21 protein-coding genes are annotated in these 17349 nt (G+C 51.9%); 11 read left to right on the top strand and 10 right to left on the bottom strand.

The window, feature by feature from the left end; all coding sequences use genetic code 11:
* Positions 1–146 precede the first annotated feature (146 nt).
* Complete coding sequence (locus CA264_RS06635) at positions 147–1145, bottom strand: 3-oxoacyl-ACP synthase III family protein (protein ID WP_025605682.1); 999 nt, start codon at positions 1143–1145, stop codon at positions 147–149.
* A 41-nt stretch (positions 1146–1186) separates the two neighbouring features.
* Positions 1187–2356 carry a glycosyltransferase gene (locus tag CA264_RS06630; protein ID WP_025605680.1) on the bottom strand — a complete coding sequence of 390 codons (1170 nt, stop codon included), beginning with the start codon at positions 2354–2356 and terminating at the stop codon, positions 1187–1189.
* Positions 2357–2410: 54 nt separating this feature from the next.
* Between CA264_RS06630 and CA264_RS06625 the strand changes: the two genes are divergently transcribed.
* Positions 2411–3223, top strand: a complete 813-nt coding sequence (locus CA264_RS06625) for a 2,3,4,5-tetrahydropyridine-2,6-dicarboxylate N-succinyltransferase (RefSeq protein ID WP_025605678.1) — start codon at positions 2411–2413, stop codon at positions 3221–3223.
* Between the two features lie 149 nt (positions 3224–3372).
* Here CA264_RS06625 and CA264_RS06620 read toward each other — a convergent pair whose 3' ends face one another.
* Positions 3373–4263, bottom strand: a complete 891-nt coding sequence (locus CA264_RS06620; protein ID WP_025605676.1) for a 3-hydroxyacyl-CoA dehydrogenase family protein — start codon at positions 4261–4263, stop codon at positions 3373–3375.
* Positions 4264–4691: 428 nt separating this feature from the next.
* Between CA264_RS06620 and CA264_RS06615 the strand changes: the two genes are divergently transcribed.
* Both CA264_RS06615 and CA264_RS06610 read left to right on the top strand, forming a co-directional pair.
* Positions 4692–4844, top strand: coding sequence for a lmo0937 family membrane protein (locus tag CA264_RS06615; protein WP_108212983.1), 153 nt, complete (start codon positions 4692–4694; stop codon positions 4842–4844).
* Positions 4845–4906: 62 nt separating this feature from the next.
* Positions 4907–5056 (top strand): lmo0937 family membrane protein, encoded by a 150-nt coding sequence (locus CA264_RS06610; protein ID WP_115566706.1) that lies wholly within the window; start codon positions 4907–4909, stop codon positions 5054–5056.
* Positions 5057–5132: 76 nt separating this feature from the next.
* On the opposite strand, the gene CA264_RS06605 is transcribed toward CA264_RS06610, so the two are convergent.
* Both CA264_RS06605 and CA264_RS06600 read right to left on the bottom strand, forming a co-directional pair.
* Positions 5133–5858 carry a hypothetical protein gene (locus tag CA264_RS06605; RefSeq protein WP_025605674.1) on the bottom strand — a complete coding sequence of 242 codons (726 nt, stop codon included), beginning with the start codon at positions 5856–5858 and terminating at the stop codon, positions 5133–5135.
* A gap of 24 nt (positions 5859–5882) precedes the next feature.
* Complete coding sequence (locus tag CA264_RS06600) at positions 5883–7508, bottom strand: ABC-F family ATP-binding cassette domain-containing protein (protein ID WP_025605672.1); 1626 nt, start codon at positions 7506–7508, stop codon at positions 5883–5885.
* Between the two features lie 335 nt (positions 7509–7843).
* Here CA264_RS06600 and CA264_RS06595 point away from each other — a divergent pair, with 335 nt between their 5' ends.
* Together CA264_RS06595 and CA264_RS06590 are read left to right on the top strand one after the other, a co-directional pair.
* Positions 7844–8311, top strand: coding sequence for a DUF4199 domain-containing protein (locus CA264_RS06595; protein WP_025605670.1), 468 nt, complete (start codon positions 7844–7846; stop codon positions 8309–8311).
* Between the two features lie 45 nt (positions 8312–8356).
* Positions 8357–8818 (top strand): DUF4199 domain-containing protein, encoded by a 462-nt coding sequence (locus tag CA264_RS06590; protein ID WP_025605668.1) that lies wholly within the window; start codon positions 8357–8359, stop codon positions 8816–8818.
* A 99-nt stretch (positions 8819–8917) separates the two neighbouring features.
* Here the strand turns inward: CA264_RS06590 and CA264_RS22065 are convergent, their stop codons facing one another.
* Positions 8918–9151, bottom strand: coding sequence for a hypothetical protein (locus CA264_RS22065; RefSeq protein ID WP_025605666.1), 234 nt, complete (start codon positions 9149–9151; stop codon positions 8918–8920).
* Between the two features lie 315 nt (positions 9152–9466).
* Here CA264_RS22065 and CA264_RS06580 point away from each other — a divergent pair, with 315 nt between their 5' ends.
* Positions 9467–9862 (top strand): hypothetical protein, encoded by a 396-nt coding sequence (locus tag CA264_RS06580; RefSeq protein WP_025605664.1) that lies wholly within the window; start codon positions 9467–9469, stop codon positions 9860–9862.
* A gap of 37 nt (positions 9863–9899) precedes the next feature.
* On the opposite strand, the gene CA264_RS06575 is transcribed toward CA264_RS06580, so the two are convergent.
* Entirely contained in the window at positions 9900–10304 is a 405-nt protein-coding gene (locus tag CA264_RS06575) for a hypothetical protein (protein ID WP_025605662.1), read from the bottom strand.
* Positions 10305–10572: 268 nt separating this feature from the next.
* Here CA264_RS06575 and CA264_RS06570 point away from each other — a divergent pair, with 268 nt between their 5' ends.
* The 3 genes from CA264_RS06570 (at position 10573) to CA264_RS06560 (ending at position 13511) form a co-directional block, all read left to right on the top strand.
* Positions 10573–11376: a murein L,D-transpeptidase catalytic domain family protein gene (locus CA264_RS06570; RefSeq protein WP_025605660.1), complete on the top strand. Its 804-nt coding sequence runs from the start codon at positions 10573–10575 to the stop codon at positions 11374–11376.
* 351 nt (positions 11377–11727) lie between these two features.
* Positions 11728–12537, top strand: coding sequence for a M48 family metalloprotease (locus tag CA264_RS06565; RefSeq protein WP_025605659.1), 810 nt, complete (start codon positions 11728–11730; stop codon positions 12535–12537).
* Positions 12538–12605: 68 nt separating this feature from the next.
* The gene (locus CA264_RS06560; RefSeq protein WP_025605657.1) at positions 12606–13511 is read left to right on the top strand and encodes a diacylglycerol/lipid kinase family protein; all 906 of its coding nucleotides are present in this window, start codon (positions 12606–12608) and stop codon (positions 13509–13511) included.
* A 2-nt stretch (positions 13512–13513) separates the two neighbouring features.
* On the opposite strand, the gene CA264_RS06555 is transcribed toward CA264_RS06560, so the two are convergent.
* Both CA264_RS06555 and CA264_RS06550 read right to left on the bottom strand, forming a co-directional pair.
* Positions 13514–14728 (bottom strand): metallophosphoesterase, encoded by a 1215-nt coding sequence (locus CA264_RS06555; protein WP_025605655.1) that lies wholly within the window; start codon positions 14726–14728, stop codon positions 13514–13516.
* A 21-nt stretch (positions 14729–14749) separates the two neighbouring features.
* Complete coding sequence (locus CA264_RS06550; protein WP_036775577.1) at positions 14750–15394, bottom strand: LON peptidase substrate-binding domain-containing protein; 645 nt, start codon at positions 15392–15394, stop codon at positions 14750–14752.
* A gap of 180 nt (positions 15395–15574) precedes the next feature.
* On the opposite strand from CA264_RS06550, the gene mtgA reads away from it, so the two are divergent.
* Complete coding sequence (gene mtgA / locus CA264_RS06545) at positions 15575–16309, top strand: monofunctional biosynthetic peptidoglycan transglycosylase (RefSeq protein WP_025605653.1); 735 nt, start codon at positions 15575–15577, stop codon at positions 16307–16309.
* Positions 16299–16748, top strand: a complete 450-nt coding sequence (locus tag CA264_RS06540) for a YybH family protein (protein WP_025605652.1) — start codon at positions 16299–16301, stop codon at positions 16746–16748. The genes mtgA and CA264_RS06540 overlap by 11 nt, the downstream gene beginning before the upstream one ends.
* Before the next feature lie 64 nt (positions 16749–16812).
* On the opposite strand, the gene CA264_RS06535 is transcribed toward CA264_RS06540, so the two are convergent.
* Complete coding sequence (locus tag CA264_RS06535) at positions 16813–17331, bottom strand: GreA/GreB family elongation factor (protein WP_025605650.1); 519 nt, start codon at positions 17329–17331, stop codon at positions 16813–16815.
* Positions 17332–17349 lie beyond the last annotated feature (18 nt).

Raw genomic sequence — 17349 nt, 5'->3', positions numbered from 1 at the left:
TGATAGAGTGGCTATATCTTTTCTGATCACCCTCAAAAGAATTGGCTTGTATGCCTCAGTAGGCACTAACTTAGCCAACACAAATCAGAGAGAAAATTAAATCCAGTTCTTCCGGTCTTCTCAACTCAGTTATTCAGAACCCCTTACTACCAACGGATTAGTGCTGATGCCCAGGTAAATCCACTACCGAAGGCGGCAAGGCAAACCAGGTCACCTTCTTTTACACGGCCTTCTTCGTAGGCTTCGCTCAGCGCGATCGGCACAGAAGCGGCGGTGGTGTTGCCATACTTATGGATGTTGCTCATTACCTTCTCTGCAGGCAGTTGCATTTTCTGCTGGATATAGGACGTGATGCGCAGGTTAGCCTGGTGTGGCACCAGCAGGTCAATGTCCTCTGCTTTATAGCCGTTTTTGTTCAGTGCCTCTTCGATTACCTCCGGGAAGCGGGTAACAGCGTGCTTAAACACCATGTTGCCGTTCATGTACGGGTAAACGCTTCCGTCATCGATCATCTCATGCGTCAGGCGCTCTTTCTTGTTGCTGTTTGGTGCTGTCACGGCTAGTTCTTCTGCAAACTCACCATCGGAGTGCAGGTGCGTAGACAGGATGCCGCGGTCATTGCTTTCAGACGGGGTAAGAACCACAGCGCCTGCGCCGTCACCGAAGATAACAGACACACCGCGACCACGGGTAGAAAAGTCGAGACCGGTGGAGTGAATCTCAGCGCCCACAACCAGCACGTTGTTGTACATGCCGGTCTTTATAAACTGATCCCCCACAGACAAGGCATAGATAAAACCGGAGCATTGGTTACGCACGTCCAGGGCCGGTATCTCTTTCAGCCCCAGCTCACGCTGCAAAAGCACCCCGGAACCCGGGAAGAGGTAGTCTGGGCTCAGGGTGGCAAACACGATCAGGTCAATGTCTGTGGCCTCCAGCCCAGCCATCTGTATGGCCTTGCGTGCAGCAGCAGCCCCCATGTTGGCAGTTGTGTCTACACCTTCCTGAAAGTAGCGCCGCTCCACAATACCTGTCCGTTCACGAATCCATTCATCCGAGGTATCCATTATCTTTTCCAGATCCTTGTTTGTTACCACGTTATCCGGCACGTAGTGGCCAACGCCTGCAATTCTTGAATTACGCATACTTTGAGTTTGTTTATATGACAAATATACTGTTTTATTCTTTATTTAGATTTATCTAAAAATAAATTATTGATAGATGCCTCTCCGCTTAAGGCAGTCTTAACGACAGAAAGCAGCTTTTCCTCCTCCGTTTGCCAGAACACACTGTGGGGCGCTCCGGCCGTGTAAAACCTTTGCTGCCGCAACCGGCGCCGTACTTCATCGGCTTTTACCCGCTGAAAGTCTATGGACAAACCTGCCTGGTGCTGCTCAAGCAGTTCCTGCCACAGCGGGTTCTGCTGCACCAGCATGGGCAAGGCATAGGCCATGTACTCATACAGCTTTGTTGGGACGCAGCGCGCGGTGCTGGGGTTCGGGCGATAGGGAAGTAGCCCGACATTGCTTTGGGAGATGGCTTGCAGAATTTGCGCATGAGGTACGAGGTGCTCACCCCCAATCATACGGATATAGCCTTTGCCACTGATGCGTTGCCGCAGTTGTTGTAGCTCCTGGCTTTGTGCACAGTAGCCAATAATGGTTAAAGTAGTAGTTCCATCTTGCTGGTGCAGCTTTTCCACCAGGTCAACGGCTTCAAATACTCCGTTCATCGCTGCAATGGTACCCGAGTACAGCAGGCGCAGCGGGGCGTTAGCCAGGGTTACTGGTGTAGCAGGGGTACTGTAGCCGCCTTGGGCCTGGTACTTGTTTTCCAGGATGCTGTACTTGCCCTGGGGCAGAAACGGCAGCTCCGCTGCGTAGCTGCGCTCGGCCAACAGAAAATGGGCCACATCCGGGGCAGCTTTGCTTTCTGCCTTTCTCACCCCGAAGGCGAGCAGCTGGCGCAACAGGGGCGGGTAATGCCCCTGGGATGTCAGGTTCAGCGCATAGTTCTCCTGTACATCATACATCAGTTTAGCGCCATACCTACGGCAGTACTCCTGACTGCTGCGCAGGAGCTCGTGCGTAGAGGCAATCACCAGGTGGGGTTTAATTTTCTCAAGCAGGCGCATGTACTGCCGCTGGGCCAGAAAACGCCGGACGCTTAGGCGGTGGAAGTTGAATAGGGGGTGGAAATACACATTATCCGGTGCCTCCGGAACCGGCGCTTGGAAACCGGCTATGTGTACTTGAGTATCCGGCAGCTTACTCAGCGAAAGGCCCAGCTTCTCGAACATCCGGGTATCGTTAATGGGCTTGAGTATGGAAGCAATCAGGATTCTCTTTTCAGACATCCACCAAAAATACTTACTTTTACGCAATATTATGTAAAAAGCATATTTTTGAAGATGGAGCTAAGACAAATAATAGAGCAGGCCTGGGAGAACCGTGAGCTGCTGAAAGAATCAGATACCGTTGAAGCCATACGTTCCGTTATTGAGGACCTGGATAAGGGCATCCTGCGCGTGGCGGAACCTAACGGTGAGGAGTGGAAGGTGAACGAGTGGGTGAAGAAAGCCGTTTTGCTTTACTTCCCGATTCAGCAGATGAAGACCATAGAGGTTGGCCCGTTTGAATTTCATGATAAGATCGCGCTGAAGCGCAACTATGAGCAGCTAGGCGTGCGCGTTGTACCACATGCCGTGGCGCGCTACGGGGCATACCTGGCCAATGGTGTAGTAATGATGCCGTCTTACGTCAACATCGGTGCATACGTAGGTGCCGGCACCATGGTGGATACCTGGGCAACGGTAGGAAGCTGCGCACAGGTAGGCAAAAACGTGCACCTGAGCGGTGGCGTTGGCCTTGGCGGTGTACTGGAGCCAGTGCAGGCTGCCCCGGTTATAATCGAGGACGGTGCCTTTATCGGCTCCAGAAGCATTCTGGTGGAAGGCTGCCGCATAGGCAAAGAGGCGGTGATCGGTGCGGGTGTTACCATCACGGGCAGCTCTAAGATTTTTGATGTAACAGGTAGCGAGGAGAAAGTTTACAAAGGCTATGTTCCGCCGCGTTCCGTGGTTATCCCCGGCTCTTACACCAAGAAGTTTCCTGCAGGAGAGTTCCAGGTGCCTTGCGCACTCATCATCGGGCAGCGCAAAGAAAGCACAGACCTTAAAACTTCGCTGAACGACGTACTGCGTGACCATGCTGTAGCCGTGTAGCAAAAGGATACCGAAAACTGCCTTGCGGCGGTCACATAAGTATAAAAGAGAAGCCTCTGCCGATAAACTCGGCAGAGGCTTCTCTTTTAATATATGCAGCAGCACGCGCAGGAGGGGTAGCAGCCCCCGCAGTACTGCCTGTAGCTGGTCTACTTCTTAAAGCCCGGCGCTACCACCAGTTCTTTTGTGCCGTGTGTCCAGGAGTAGAAACCCTGGCCGGACTTAACGCCTTTGTGGCCAGCCTGCACCATGTTTACCAGCAGTGGGCACGGCGCATATTTAGGGTTACCGAAGCCATCGTGCAGCACGTTCAGAATAGAAAGGCACACATCAAGCCCGATAAAGTCGGCCAGTTGAAGCGGACCCATCGGGTGCGCCATTCCCAGCTTCATGATCGTGTCGATTTCCTCTACCCCGGCCACACCTTCAAAAAGGCTGTAAATCGCCTCGTTGATCATAGGCATCAGGATGCGGTTTGCCACAAAGCCCGGGTAATCGTTCGCTTCGGCGGGCACTTTGCCCAGCTGTTTCGAAAGATCCATGATCTGCTGGGTTACCTCATCTGTTGTGGAGTAGCCACGGATCACTTCCACTAGCTTCATAACAGGCACCGGGTTCATGAAGTGCATGCCGATCACTTTATCAGGGCGGTTGGTTACCGAAGCAATTTTTGTAATGGAGATAGAGGAGGTGTTGGAGGCAAGAATAGCCTCCGGCTTGGTGTAGCTATCCAGGTCGCGGAAGATCTTTAGCTTCAGGTCCACGTTTTCGGTGGCGGCCTCCACTACCAGGTCTGCATCTTTTACACCTTCCTGCATGTTGGTGAAGGTCGTCACGTTGCTCAGCGTTTGCTGCTTCTGCTCCTCGGTCAGGTTGCCTTTGGCAATAATGCGGTCGAGATTCTTCGAAATTGTACCGAGCGCCTTTTGCAGGGCTTCTTCTGAGATATCTATCAATGATACAGGAAAACCATTCTGCGCGAACACGTGGGCAATGCCGTTGCCCATAGTTCCAGAACCAATAACTGCAACTTTCTTCATAGGTTAAGAATGTATATATCTTTAATTAAAAATCTGTACAAAGCTAAGAAGTTTACGCTTAACGTAGGTGATTTGCCTTAGTTTCTTAGAATACTTAAAACTTTGTTTGTGAAATATTAGACAACTTGACTTGGATTCTCCCGGGCGAAGTCCCCGGTATTGTTTCTATTTATAGGCACATGGCCTGTTATCCTTGCCTGGATAAAGCACTGCAAAACAACTATTAGCACGAGAAACCTATTTGCCAATTTCCTCCGTTGCTTCTCCACCCTTATAAAAAACATACAAGTATGGCGCTAAAAATAAACCCTTTGTTATAGTGTGCCGTAAAAGCTAAAAATTAAAAAGTACAACTAATGTACGGCAGTGGCTGACTATAGAAGTGCCCTTATAGAGCCCCTGCACTTGTTTAACTTACGAAAAGAACTATGGGAAATTTACTTTATATCATTGCCGTGGTGCTGGTTATTTTCTGGCTGATCGGATTTCTGGGCTTCCCGGATGCCGTTGGAGGAATCATTCACGTGCTCCTGGTACTAGCGGTGATAGCTGTACTGCTGCGCCTTATAAGGAGCGCTTAACTTGACGGTGACATTTACGTTAAAGGAACAAACAACAAACGAACACACTAAAAAATAAAACTATGGGAAATTTACTGTATATAATAGCTGTGGTACTTGTGATCATCTGGCTGATTGGGTTCCTCGGGTTCCCGGACGCTGTGGGTGGTCTGATTCACATACTACTTGTAATCGCCATTATCGTTGTACTGCTTCGCCTGATACGGGGCTGAGGTAATACAGCATAACCATAAGCAAAAAGGGCTGCCAAATTTGGCAGCCCTTTTTGTATCGTATCATATTCATACCTTATCTTCTAGTGAGGCCGATATTAAAACCGGCCCGAATCACGGGGTTGCTGTAAGGGTTGATCGGGTCGTCGTTGCCGTTATACAGCACAAGCAAATCAAAGGAGCCCTTATCGGAAATGCGCTGGCGATAGCCCAGACCGACCATCGGCATGGTTAAACTGCTGCGGTCTGTCCGGCGCCTGCCGGTGGCGTCGAAATAGGGCACCTCTATACTTAAGGCCTCCACTTCGGCATGGGCCAGCACGGCACCGCCGCCAACCTCAAACATTTCCAGTTGCGTAAAACCACGCCCTCCGAAATGGTGCAGGTTAAAGCCGCTGCCACTCTCATAGTGGTACACGCCGCCAACGCCCAGGTAAAACTTTGGCGTAACCGCATAGCTAAGTGTCGGCAGCAGGGAAATACTTGTAAAGGAGCCGAACTGCAAGCCGAAGCTGCCGCCTATGTAGAGTTTGTCTATAAAGCGCAATGGCACCTCTACCTGTTCCTCCTGCACCACCTCGGGCTGCTGCTGCTCCACTACAACTGGCTCCGGCTTGGGCTGCTCCTGCACCCGCTGGCGCGGCTGGGGCCGTGGCTGCTCTACAGGCACAGGCGGCCCGGTTGGCAGCTCCGGTTTCTTGTAAGTTGAGTCAGGTACCTGTGCTGCTGCCTCCGTGCTGATAAACAGCGTAAGGGCCAGCGACAAAACAATCCCCGTGAGGGTGCGCGGTTGATTCAGCATTTTATGATCTATCTAAATGAAGAATTAAACTACTGCCGTGGCATACATTTTCTTGCGCAGTTCTTTAATCCCCTCATCCGACAGATACTCCTCATAACTCATGCGCTTGTCAATAATCCCGTTTGGTGTCAGCTCAATAATACGGTTTGCGATGGTGTCTACAAACTGTAAGTCGTGCGACGAAAACAGAATAGTGCCATCAAAATCCTGCAGCGAGTTGTTCAGGGCCGTAATCGACTCCAGGTCCAGGTGGTTGGTAGGCTCATCGAACACCAGGGCGTTGCCTGACTGAAGCATCATCCTAGAGAACATGCAGCGAACCTTCTCGCCACCTGACAACACGTTTGCTTTCTTCAGTGACTCTTCCCCGGAAAACAGCATACGGCCCAGGAAGCCACGGATAAAGCTTTCGTCTTTCTCTACGGAGAACTGACGGAGCCAGTCCACCAGATTCAGGTCTGTGTCGAAAAACTCCTGGTTATCCTTCGGAAAGAAAGAAGAGGTGATGGTGGTACCCCACTTAAACTCACCGCTGTCGGCCTTTTCCTCGTCAAACAAAATCTTGAAGAGGGTAGAGGCTGCGATATCATTACGGCCAATCACGGCGATTTTATCTCCTTTGTCCACCATAAAGCTGATATCGGTAAAGATCGGCTGCCCGTCCACTGACTTGCTCAGGTTCTCAACGTTCAGGATCTGGTTGCCGGCCTCACGCTCTGGTTTAAAAGCGATATACGGATACTTACGCGAAGACGGTTGGATGTCCTCCACGGTAAGCTTCTCCAGTAACTTGGCACGAGAGGTAGCTTGCTTCGACTTGGAAGCATTGGCGCTGAAGCGGCGGATAAACTCCTCCAGCTCCTTACGCTTGTCTTCCGTTTTCTTATTGGCGTCTGCGCGCTGTTTCAGAGCCAGCTGGCTCGATTGGTACCAGAAGCCATAGTTACCGGCAAACATTTTAATCTTGCCAAAGTCGATATCGGCCACGTGCGTACAAACAGCATCGAGGAAGTGGCGGTCGTGCGACACCACAATTACGGTGTTGGCAAAGTTATCGAGGAAGTTCTCCAGCCACATGATCGATTCCGCATCCAGGTGGTTGGTGGGCTCATCGAGCAGCAGGATATCCGGGTTACCGAACAGCGACTGCGCCAGGAGCACGCGTACCTTCTCGCTACCGCCCAAATCCTTCATTAGGGTGTGGTGCAGGTCCTCGCTGATGCCAAGACCGCTCAGGAGCTCGGCTGCCTCGTATTCGGCGTTCCAGCCCTCCATGTCGGCAAACTCACCTTCCAGCTCGGCGGCGCGCAGGCCGTCCTCCTCATTAAAGTCTGGCTTGGCATAAATCGCGTCCTTTTCCTCCATGATGCTCCACAGGCGCTTGTGGCCCATGATCACCGTCTGGAGGGCAGGATACTCATCGTACTCAAAATGGTTCTGCTTCAGCACGGCCAGGCGCGCGTTGGCTGGTTTCTCCACCGTGCCGGTGTTTGGGTCTATTTCGCCAGAAAGTATCTTCAGGAAAGTTGACTTGCCCGCGCCGTTGGCCCCGATAAGGCCGTAGCAGTTGCCGGGAGTGAACTTGATGGTAACATCTTCAAATAATGTGCGCTTGCCGTAGGACAGGCTGACATTGTTCGTACTGATCATAAATGCTTAAGTATGAATATGATTTAAGATTTGGCTGCAAAGCTACGAAATAAAAGCGTGGTTTAGCATGTCTCTACGCTTTGCAGGGCAATTATATAGAGAAGCAACTATGCTGCATGTGTTTCAAAACCAGCAATTTTGCTCGTCGTAATTAAAAAATCATGCGCAAACCACAACGCCACCGCTCTAACTATAGTATATAATTTTAATAATATTCGACAGCCTGGTGCCCATGGTACCTGTATTGCCGCCTTCGCGTGCGTACTTCTTAACCAATTGCGGTGCTAATCTGTTCATTATAAATAATTGATAATAAGAATTTAAACACGATCAATATGGCTTCAAAGGTTTCTTATCAGAACATCTCCATAAAGTACGGAATATTTGTCGGCATTGCCCACATGGCATTCTTTCTGATTATGTGGGCGGCAGGGCTAACAGATGTAGTTGAGCTCTCCTTCCTGAGCGGCATTTTCCTGGTGATAGGTATTATCATGGCTATTTCAAGCTATAAACGTGCCAAAAACGGCATGATAGAATACTTTAAAGGGCTCGGCATCGGGGCCACGGTGGGGGTAGTTTCCTCGGTACTGCTCGCGCTGTTTCTGATGCTGTTCGTAAACCTGGCTGCCCCGGATTACCTGGAGTCGCTGCAGGCAAGCGCACTGTTCCCGGAGAGTCTCTCCAAGCTGTCGCTCTTCGTTATTACGATTATATACGGCACGGTTCCCGGGCTGTGGATCGCCTTTATTGCCATGCAGTGGTTTAAGCGGCCAGACCATACCATGCCGGAACAAGTGTAACGGAAAACTAAAAAGAGTAATCGCGAACAAAAAATAGTACGGACAATGGAAAAGACAGGCCTCAAGTACGGCCTTTTAACGGCTGCTGCACTGATCGCCTATTTTATGCTGATGCGGGTGTTCGGCCTGGCAGATGTGATCGAACTGCGCTTTTTGAATGGCGTGATTATGGCTTTCGGTGTAGTATTGGCCATCAAAGGCTACAAAGAACGCATGCACGGCAAAATCGGCTACTTTAAAGGGCTCGCGACAGGCATCATCACGGCTGTAGTCGGAACCACGCTATTCGCTGCCTTTATGGTGGTATATGTAAAGCTGGGAGGGGAGGCCCTTATCGAAACGCTCTCTGCCGAGCGGTATTTCGGAGAGCGTGTTGTGGCCACGCCGGGTGTCGTTATCTTCTCTGTGCTTATGCTGGAGGGGGTGATCTCAGGCTTTATGATTGCCTTTATTGCCATGCAGTACTTTAAGCAGCGCGAACACAAGGTGCCGGGCGGGCCTTCGTAGGCTTTAATATATATTTAATACGATGTTACTGCGTAAGACATAAAAGAGAGGCGGCCTTAGGAATAAAGCCGCCTCTCTTTTGTGTTCTGTAAATTTAACTCATTTAACAATGCTGTCTGGCCGTTGAATAATCTGTACCACTACTTCGTGCAAGTCCCCCTCCTTATCTTCCAACTTAAAGATTACTAAAGGATTATCTGCATCGTGAACGGACTCCACATCGACTACCCTCTCACCTTCGTCCAATTTTGTCTCCAGTTGGGGCATTAAGTCTTTCACGGCTTTTGCGAAATTAACTTCCAGTTTGCTCGGATTGTAAAACCTTGTCCTCATGTTGTAAATATTAAAATGAAACCAGCTTATACTTAATGGTTTCGCCTTTTGATTTTTGAAAAGTCCTATATAGAACTATGGTATAAGTATACCCCGCTCAGGTGCTATGGTTGCGCTAACGGCAGGTTATTTAGTCAATAAGAAAGCAGTGTACCTTTTACCAATATTGGTTTTACACAACAAGGAAATAATTTAAATTAAATATTAGATAAATATTATTTATTTTTAAAAAATGCCTAACTTGCATTCAGAAATTCCGTTAAACACAGCAACAAGAAACTTTAGACAATTTTATAAGTCATACACCCTTAAAAAATGAAAAAGTATTTACTTCTGAGTGTTTTGTGGTTGGTAGGTTTTGCAGGTTATGCACAGGGCCTGCGGGTTACAGATGAGGAGCTGGACCTGGTGGTGCTCTCGATGGATTTAGAAGGCCCGGAAATGGCCAACCTCGAGATGAAACAGGAACTGAAGCTGACAGAAGAGCAGTACTCGCTGGTAGAGCAGCTAAACAGCAGCCGCTATGAGCAGCTGCAGCAGGCAGAAGAGACCTATGCCCTTAACCCGAAGCAACGCACCAGAGAGGTAAGAAACATACACCTGCGTAACGACCGCGACCTGCAGGAGGTGCTGTCAGCTGAACAGCTGCGGGAGTACCAGAAGCTGGAAGGGCGCTTTACGATGCGCTTTGTGTCTGAAAACGAGGAATAGCAGCAACTTTATACTTATAGCAGGAAAGCCCGAGTAGTTACTCGGGCTTTCCTGTTTCTACTGGTCTATAGTAAGAGATTTCCGATACTTTCCCCAGGGCATTGATGCGCACCTGCAGTCGGTTTGCCTCTGACATCTGGTTGCGGCTGTTGCACTGCGTGCCAGGCTCAATGTAGTAGAAGTAGATGCGCTGGTTGCGCTCCATCAGCTCTTCACTGTCGGGCTTGCCCAGTACATTGCGCAGCACGTACTCTTTCTTTCCGTAGAGCTCCTTCCTGATCTTCTCGAAATCGTCGAGCAGCCCGGCACGCTGGCTTTCGCAGCCGTTGCGGTCATCCTTCCACACCTTGGAGTCGAAGCTTTGGAGGTTTTCAGGAGTTCCGCAGGCGCCCAGCAGCAGGAGCCCGAGCAGCTGTACAGTTGTTATAAAACGCTTTCCCATATTGCTTGTTTTGCAGCCTTAAAGTTGCACCTTGCAGCCTTGCCAGACAAGCCAAAGCAGAAAAAAAGCATTTAATTGTATATAGCATATTTTAAATATAACTCCTGCAACAATATGCATCAGATGGGGAAGAGGCTATTGCAATTCTCTTGCTTTGTGCTTATTTTACTTATGGCTAATAGCTTAGCTCTTTTGCCGGAGCGGAACAATTTGTACTGCACTTCCTGTTGTTTTTATCTAACACGTAAAACAGAAGCTAAACAATCCTATGGTAAGAGTATTGCTAACCTCCATCACCCTCGGACTTTTATCCTTTACGTCGCCCGTCCCCAAGGACGCGGCAGCCATCACAGCACCGCTCGCGCTGGAAGCGAAGGACCTGGCAAACAGTTCTCTGGCAGCCAAGGCCGCCGTGTTTGAGGACCATGTACAGGAACTCTACAACGAAGCCAACCTGGAGCAAAAGGGACTGTCGTACCAGGTGTTTCACAAGGCCGTGGTCGGCTTCCAGAACTTCAAGCGGCTAAAGATGATCGCTCCGTCCAAGTCTGTGCTTTCCGTGGTAGACTTTACAAAGCCCAGCTCAGAAAAGCGCCTCTGGATAATCGATCTGAAGTCTAAGAAAGTGTTGTTTAACACCCTCGTGGCACATGGCCGCAATACGGGAGAAGGAAAAGCGACCCGCTTCTCCAACACCCCCAACTCTAACATGAGCAGCCTCGGCTTTTACCTGACTGATGCCACCTATTTTGGCAAGCACGGTCTGTCGCTGCGCCTGCAGGGCAAAGATGAAGGCTTCAACACCAATGCCATGGCCAGAGCAATTGTTGTACACGGAGCTGATTACGTAAGCGAGGATTTTGTAAAGCAGTATGGCCGCCTTGGCCGTAGCCTGGGTTGCCCTTCCGTTCCGAAAGAGGTATCGAAAGATGTGATCGAAGCGATCAAAGACAAATCGGTGCTTTACATCCATGGCAACGATGCGAAGTATAGCTCAACGTACCTGAACAACAACCAGGCTGTAGAGGCCTTTGCACTGGAAAACGGTGCGGATGCAGCCATCAGCATGTAGAACTGCCCGGTAGTTCCGCTGCCTTCCCAAGATATCAAAGCCACTTGCTTAGCAGCAAGTGGCTTTTTGCTTTTACAGGTATTAACTGTTTTGGCTAAAGCTGGAAACCCTCCCGCGGCAAAGTAAAAAAAGATGCAACACCAGTTTATACTTACAGATGACGATAGAACTTTTCTCCCAGGCAGGAATGGACAGGGCGCAACAAAATGGGTGCAATAATCCGGCTGCCGGGGAGCCGGTAAGTATAGCGCTGCAACGCTTTACAGCTACGCCACAACCGGCACAAGGCCTTCCACGTTCATGAGGTAACCCATCCTGGCGGCGGGTGTAAGTATAATACTGAAAGCATGTATGAGAGCAGTCATTAAATTTATCATAGCACTGCTGGTGGCAGCAGTGTCGCTGGTGACCTATTGGTGCAGCACAGAAGAGAATGAGTTTACGGGCGAGAAGCAGCACGTGGATATGACCGTAGAGCAGGAAATAGCCCTTGGCCTACAGGCGGCACCAGAGATGGCCCAGCAGTACGGCGGCCTGCACCCAGACAGGCAGGCCGCCGCCGAGGTGAAAGCTATCGGGCAGAAACTGGTGCAAAACACTAATGTAAAGGAAACGCCTTACCAGTTCGACTTTCATTTACTGGCAGACGAACAGACCGTGAATGCCTTTGCCTTGCCGGGCGGCCAGGTGTTTATAACGGCAGGTTTGTTAAAGCGGCTGGAGTCGGAGGCACAGCTGGCAGGCGTGCTGGGGCATGAGATTGGGCATGTGGTGGCGCGCCACTCCGCCGAGCAGCTGGCCAAGGCAAAGCTAACCCAGGGGCTGACAGGTGCCGCCGCTATCGCCACTTACGATCCGGATAACCCCGCCAGCCGGTCGGGTGCTGCGGTGGCCGCCATGGTGGGCCAGTTGCTCAACATGCGCTACGGGCGCGAAGACGAGCTGGAGTCTGACCGTTTGGCGGTGCAGCTCACAGGCAACGCCGGCTACGATCCCCGGGCTATGATCAAGGTGATGCGTATCCTGGAGGAGGCTGGCGGCGGCGCAGGCGGCCCTGAGTTCTTGCAGACGCACCCGAACCCCGGCAACCGTGTGACCCAGATCGAGCAGGCTATACAGGAGGAGTACCCCAACGGCCTGCCAGAGGGCCTGCAACAATAACTTTGTGGCAAAGCAGTATTAACGTACTTTAGTACGTATCAAAGGCAGTAGTACAGACAATCAAACCTATGGAGAGCAACAAGCACCACAACTTACTTTTCGTCATCAACCCTATCTCCGGTGACGTGGAAAAAGAGGACCTGGAAGAAGAAATTGCCACTATCTGCCAAGAGCACCATATACGCTTTGAGATCTACAAAACGACCGGCGAGCACGACAAAGAAACGATCAAAGAAAAGCTGGATCAGCAGAAGTATGACGCCGTATACGCCATCGGGGGAGATGGCACAGTGAGTATTGTCGCCTCCCTGCTCATCAACACGACTACCCCGCTGGGCATCGTTCCGCTGGGCTCCGGAAACGGGCTCAGCAAGGACCTGCACATCCCGCAGGATACCGAGGAGGCCCTGGAGCTCATTCACCGCCACGTTGTGCGCAACATCGATACGGTTTTACTTAACGGCGTGCCCTCCATCCACCTCAGTGACTTTGGCTTTAACGCCCTGGTGGTAAAACGCTTTTGCGAGGGTGACACACGGGGACCGGGCTCCTACGCCTGGATTGCGATGCAGGAATACCTGGGGTACGAGGCGAAGCGCTACCGGATAGAGACCGATGCAGAGAGCTTCGAAGGGCAGGCTTTTATGGTCACAGTTGCCAACGCCAACGCCTTTGGCACCAACGCCAACATCAACCCGGACGGAATCCTTAACGACGGCAAATTTGAGATCTGCCTCATTGAGCCTTTTCCGAAAGCGGCCGGTATCGGCATACTTTATAAACTGTACACCGACAGCATCGACACCAGCGTCTACACCCGCACCATAAGCTGCAAAAAAGCCACCATCTATAACCTGGAGCACGAGGTGATGCACATTGACGGGGAACCGATGAACCTGGGGGAGGTGATAACCGCAGAAATTCAGCCTAAGAGCCTCAAAGTGATCCTGCCGCTGCCGGAAGACGAAGAGTAGACCTACTGTGCCGCGAGCGGCGTACGCACGCTCGCAAGCTTTTTCCGGAACATTACGTCGGCACCTGCACCAGCCTCTGCCGGCACCGTCCGGCACTCCATCCACACCTCGCCATTGCTGTAGTAGTTCAGCACAAAGAAGCCCAGCTGCTCCAGGGTAAAGGTAGCCCTGCCTCCTTTCTTCACGAAAGCGGTTTTACTGCCTGCGCCACTTACGATGTAGTGGTTTCCGCGCACCTCAAAGTGCTGCAGGTTGTGGTCGTGGCCGCCCACGTAAATCAGGTTGCTATAGCGGTGGAAGATGCGCAGAAGCCGTTTCCGCATTCTCTTGTACTTGCGGTGCGACATGTCTTCGTACGCTCCGAACAGCTTCCGGTAAAAAGGGTACAGCGACCCGAAGATGGGCAAGGGGATGTATATCCGCTTGTGCATAGCGGTGAGCGGGAAAATGTGCTGCTTTACCGTGAACTTGCCGCCGTGCTGGGCATTGCTGTAAAGCGGGTGGTGTGCCGCAATAAGCACCCGCTGATGCGTGTTGCGCTTCAGAACCCTGTTGAGCCGGATAAAGAACTCCTCTATGTCGTCATAGGGGCACTCATACTTCCGGCCCAACGGCTTCTCGCCTCGCTGCACGAACCACTGCGTGTTAATGATGACCAGGAGCAGCCCGTCGGCCAGTTGCCAGGTGCTAGGGCCGGGGCAGCCGTTGTGGGGCATGTAACTCTTCTCCTGGCCCAGGTGCTCCTCCACGTAGCGCTCCTGCCGCAGCATCTGGTCATAGCCGCCTTTGCGCCCCTTAAACCAATCGTGGTTGCCGCTGATAAACACCCCGCTGCCCGGGTATTGTTTTATACTTTGGATGAGGGTGTTGAGCCGTGCTTCGGCCATCGGCCGGTGGCGGTGGCCGACATCCGGCAGCCCGATAGGGTAGAGGTTGTCGCCCAGGAAGATCATGGTGCCCTTTGCCGCCACTTCCTGCTGCCACTCCTGTACCAGGTGCATCACCGGGTCTGAGCCGTCTGTGGCAATGGCCCCCACATCTCCCAACAGGGCCACCGACTGCTGCAGGTCCGCCGCAGGCGGGGGCGGTAGCCTTTTCCAGCCCAGGTCAGAAAGCCGGTAGAAGGGTTTGCGCCGGTACTTACGCTCCTGCCAATAACTGAAGGCCAGAAATGTAAAGAGCAGTGTCGGGACGATAACCAGAAAGTAGATCAGCATATAGAAGAAACAGGCAAGGGCTTAAAAGTTTGGGGGTGTCAGGTTCTTGAAGTGCCCATTGAGGCGCACGCGCTCTTTGAGCCGCTCTGTCTCCAGCACCACCGGCAGCACCTGCTGTAGGTGGTGTAGAATGGCCTCCTGCCGGTCCTGCTCGCTTAGCAGCTGTAGCAGCGTGTACTCCTGCTCGGTGCTTAGCCCCAGCTGGTGCCCAATGTCGTAGCTTGTAAAATTCTCCGGCAGCTCCAGGTAAAGGTTGCTGAGCCCCAGCGCATCATAGAGTTTCTGTAGGTTTTCCCGTATTTTGATCTTGGTGAGGATATCCTCCTCCAGCCGATTCTCTACTACCTCCACCTCACCGCCTGCATACAGCCTGTTCGGGGCCATCTTATCAAACTGCAGTATCTTGAATATCTGCAGCCCCTTTGTGCGGATATCCATTTCACCGTTCGCGTACTTCTTCTCCACGTTCAGCAGCTCTATTTCGGTGCCGTAGGTGCCTACGTTGTTCTCCAGAAAGGTGGGGATGCCAAAGGTTTTTCCCTCCTCCAGGCAGTCCAGCACCAGTTGTTTGTAGCGCGGCTCAAAAACGTGCAGGTTTAGTTTTTCCCCGGGGAAAACCACAATGCCAAGCGGGAAAAGCGGCAGGTACTTTATTTTTGGAGTCATGTTCAGGGCTTGTATGTATGGGTGATAGATGTAGCTTCGTTTTTCCGGGTGACCGACAGCTGTGCGCGCTTGCTCTTTGCCTACGCTTTCCGGGGCCGTTGCGTTGGCTGCAAGTATACCTACTTGCTAGGAAAACGGCACAAACTGATTACCTTTGCGGCCTCAAAAAGATAGTTAAAAATGGCTAAAAAGCGATTAGGACTGAGGCAAGTAAAGCTGCTTTTCGTAAAGTTAGTGCTTAGCCTTTTCCTGATAAGCGTGGTGTGGGTGCTGCTGTACCGCTGGGTGGCACCGCCGGCTACACTGCACATGCTGCAGCGGCGTGCCGAGGCTGGCGCCGCCGAAAAGGAAGAGCCCGGGATCAAGTATAAGTTTGTGCCGCTGGAGGAGATGTCGCCGCAGCTACCATTGGCGGTAGTCGCGTCTGAAGACCAGCTGTTTCTGCAGCACCACGGCTTCGACTTCGATGCTATTTGGGATGCCTTTCAGCGCAACCAGAAAGGCGGCAATATACGGGGCGGGAGCACCATCAGCCAGCAGGTGGCCAAAAACGTTTTTCTCTGGCATGGGCGCAGCTACTTCCGGAAGGCCGTGGAAGCGTACTTTACCATGCTCATTGAGGTGCTGTGGGGGAAAGAGCGCATTATGGAAGTATACCTGAACATTGCCGAAATGGGAGACGGTGTTTTTGGGGTGGAGGCCGCCGCACAGAAGTACTTTGATAAGCCGGCCAGCGATGTGGGACGACAGCAGGCGGCGCTGTTAGCTGCCGTGCTGCCAAACCCGATCAAGTATTCTGCCAAGAACCCTTCGGGCTACGTGCGGACACGCCGGGGCCGTATTGCCCGCGCCATGGGCCGCCTGGGTGGCACCACCTACATCAAGGAAATCCTACCTGAAACAGATGAAAAATAAACTTTACCTCTTGCTGCTAACGGTATTTGCCGCTGCCTGTGCCCAGCACCAAACGCCGCAGCAAATACTTAACCCAAAGGCGGCTGTGCGCCAGGTGCTGGCGGAGCAGGCTGCCTGCTGGAGCCAGGGCGATTTGGAGTGCTACATGCAGGGCTACTGGCAGTCAGACTCGCTGCTCTTTGTCGGCTCGCGCGGCCTGACCTACGGCTGGCAGCAAACGCTGGACAACTATAAGCGCAGCTACCCGGATCCGGCAGCTATGGGGCAACTCACTTTTGATGTGAAGGAGGTAGAGGAACTATCGGCGGAAACAGTGCTGGTGGTGGGCAAATGGCACCTCGGCCAGGAAGCAGCAAAAGGCGATCTGGAAGGGCATTTTTCTGTTGTTTTCCGTCGCTTTGCGGAAGGCTGGAAAATCATTGCCGACCACTCCAGTTAAAGTATATATCAGGCAATCCAACTGTAAGTATAAGCATGACAATTACTTATACTTGCAACAGAAGTTACAGGTACTTTATACTTACAACCTCTACAACTTCCTCTGAGCGGCCCAGGCGTAGCGTCACGGCTTCGCCCACAGCCCGCCCTACAACCGCTTTTGCAATAGGGGCTACAAATGCGATTTTGCCTTCGGCGATGGACGCTTCGTCTACCCCGACTATGGTAAAGGTGCGGTGCGCGCCGGACTTGCCGCCGCTTTGCGTACGTAAGGTAACGGTTGCCCCGAAACGTACTTCATCGTTTGGCTGCTGGCGCACATCAACCACTTTGGCACTGGCTATTCTATCGGCCAGTGCACTTATTCTTCCATTCATTACAGTAAGCTCCCGCGTACGGTTTGCCTCGTCCTCATGGTTGGCCTCTGTTTTTGCACGGGCGGCTTCCAGCCCGCTTAACTCCTGGCGCAGTTGCTCCAGCCCCTGCGGGGTGACATAGTTCGTTACGCCAGCCGGTAAGGCGGCACGAGGGGGAATTATGGGCGGCTGCCCTGCATCATCTTCCTTTACAAACGCTCTGCTCATGTGTCGCTATACTTAAAC

Origin of the sequence: Pontibacter actiniarum, assembly GCF_003585765.1 — a bacterium.
Classification (GTDB): Bacteria; Bacteroidota; Bacteroidia; order Cytophagales; family Hymenobacteraceae; genus Pontibacter; species Pontibacter actiniarum.
This window is presented reverse-complemented; position numbering and strand designations above follow the sequence as displayed.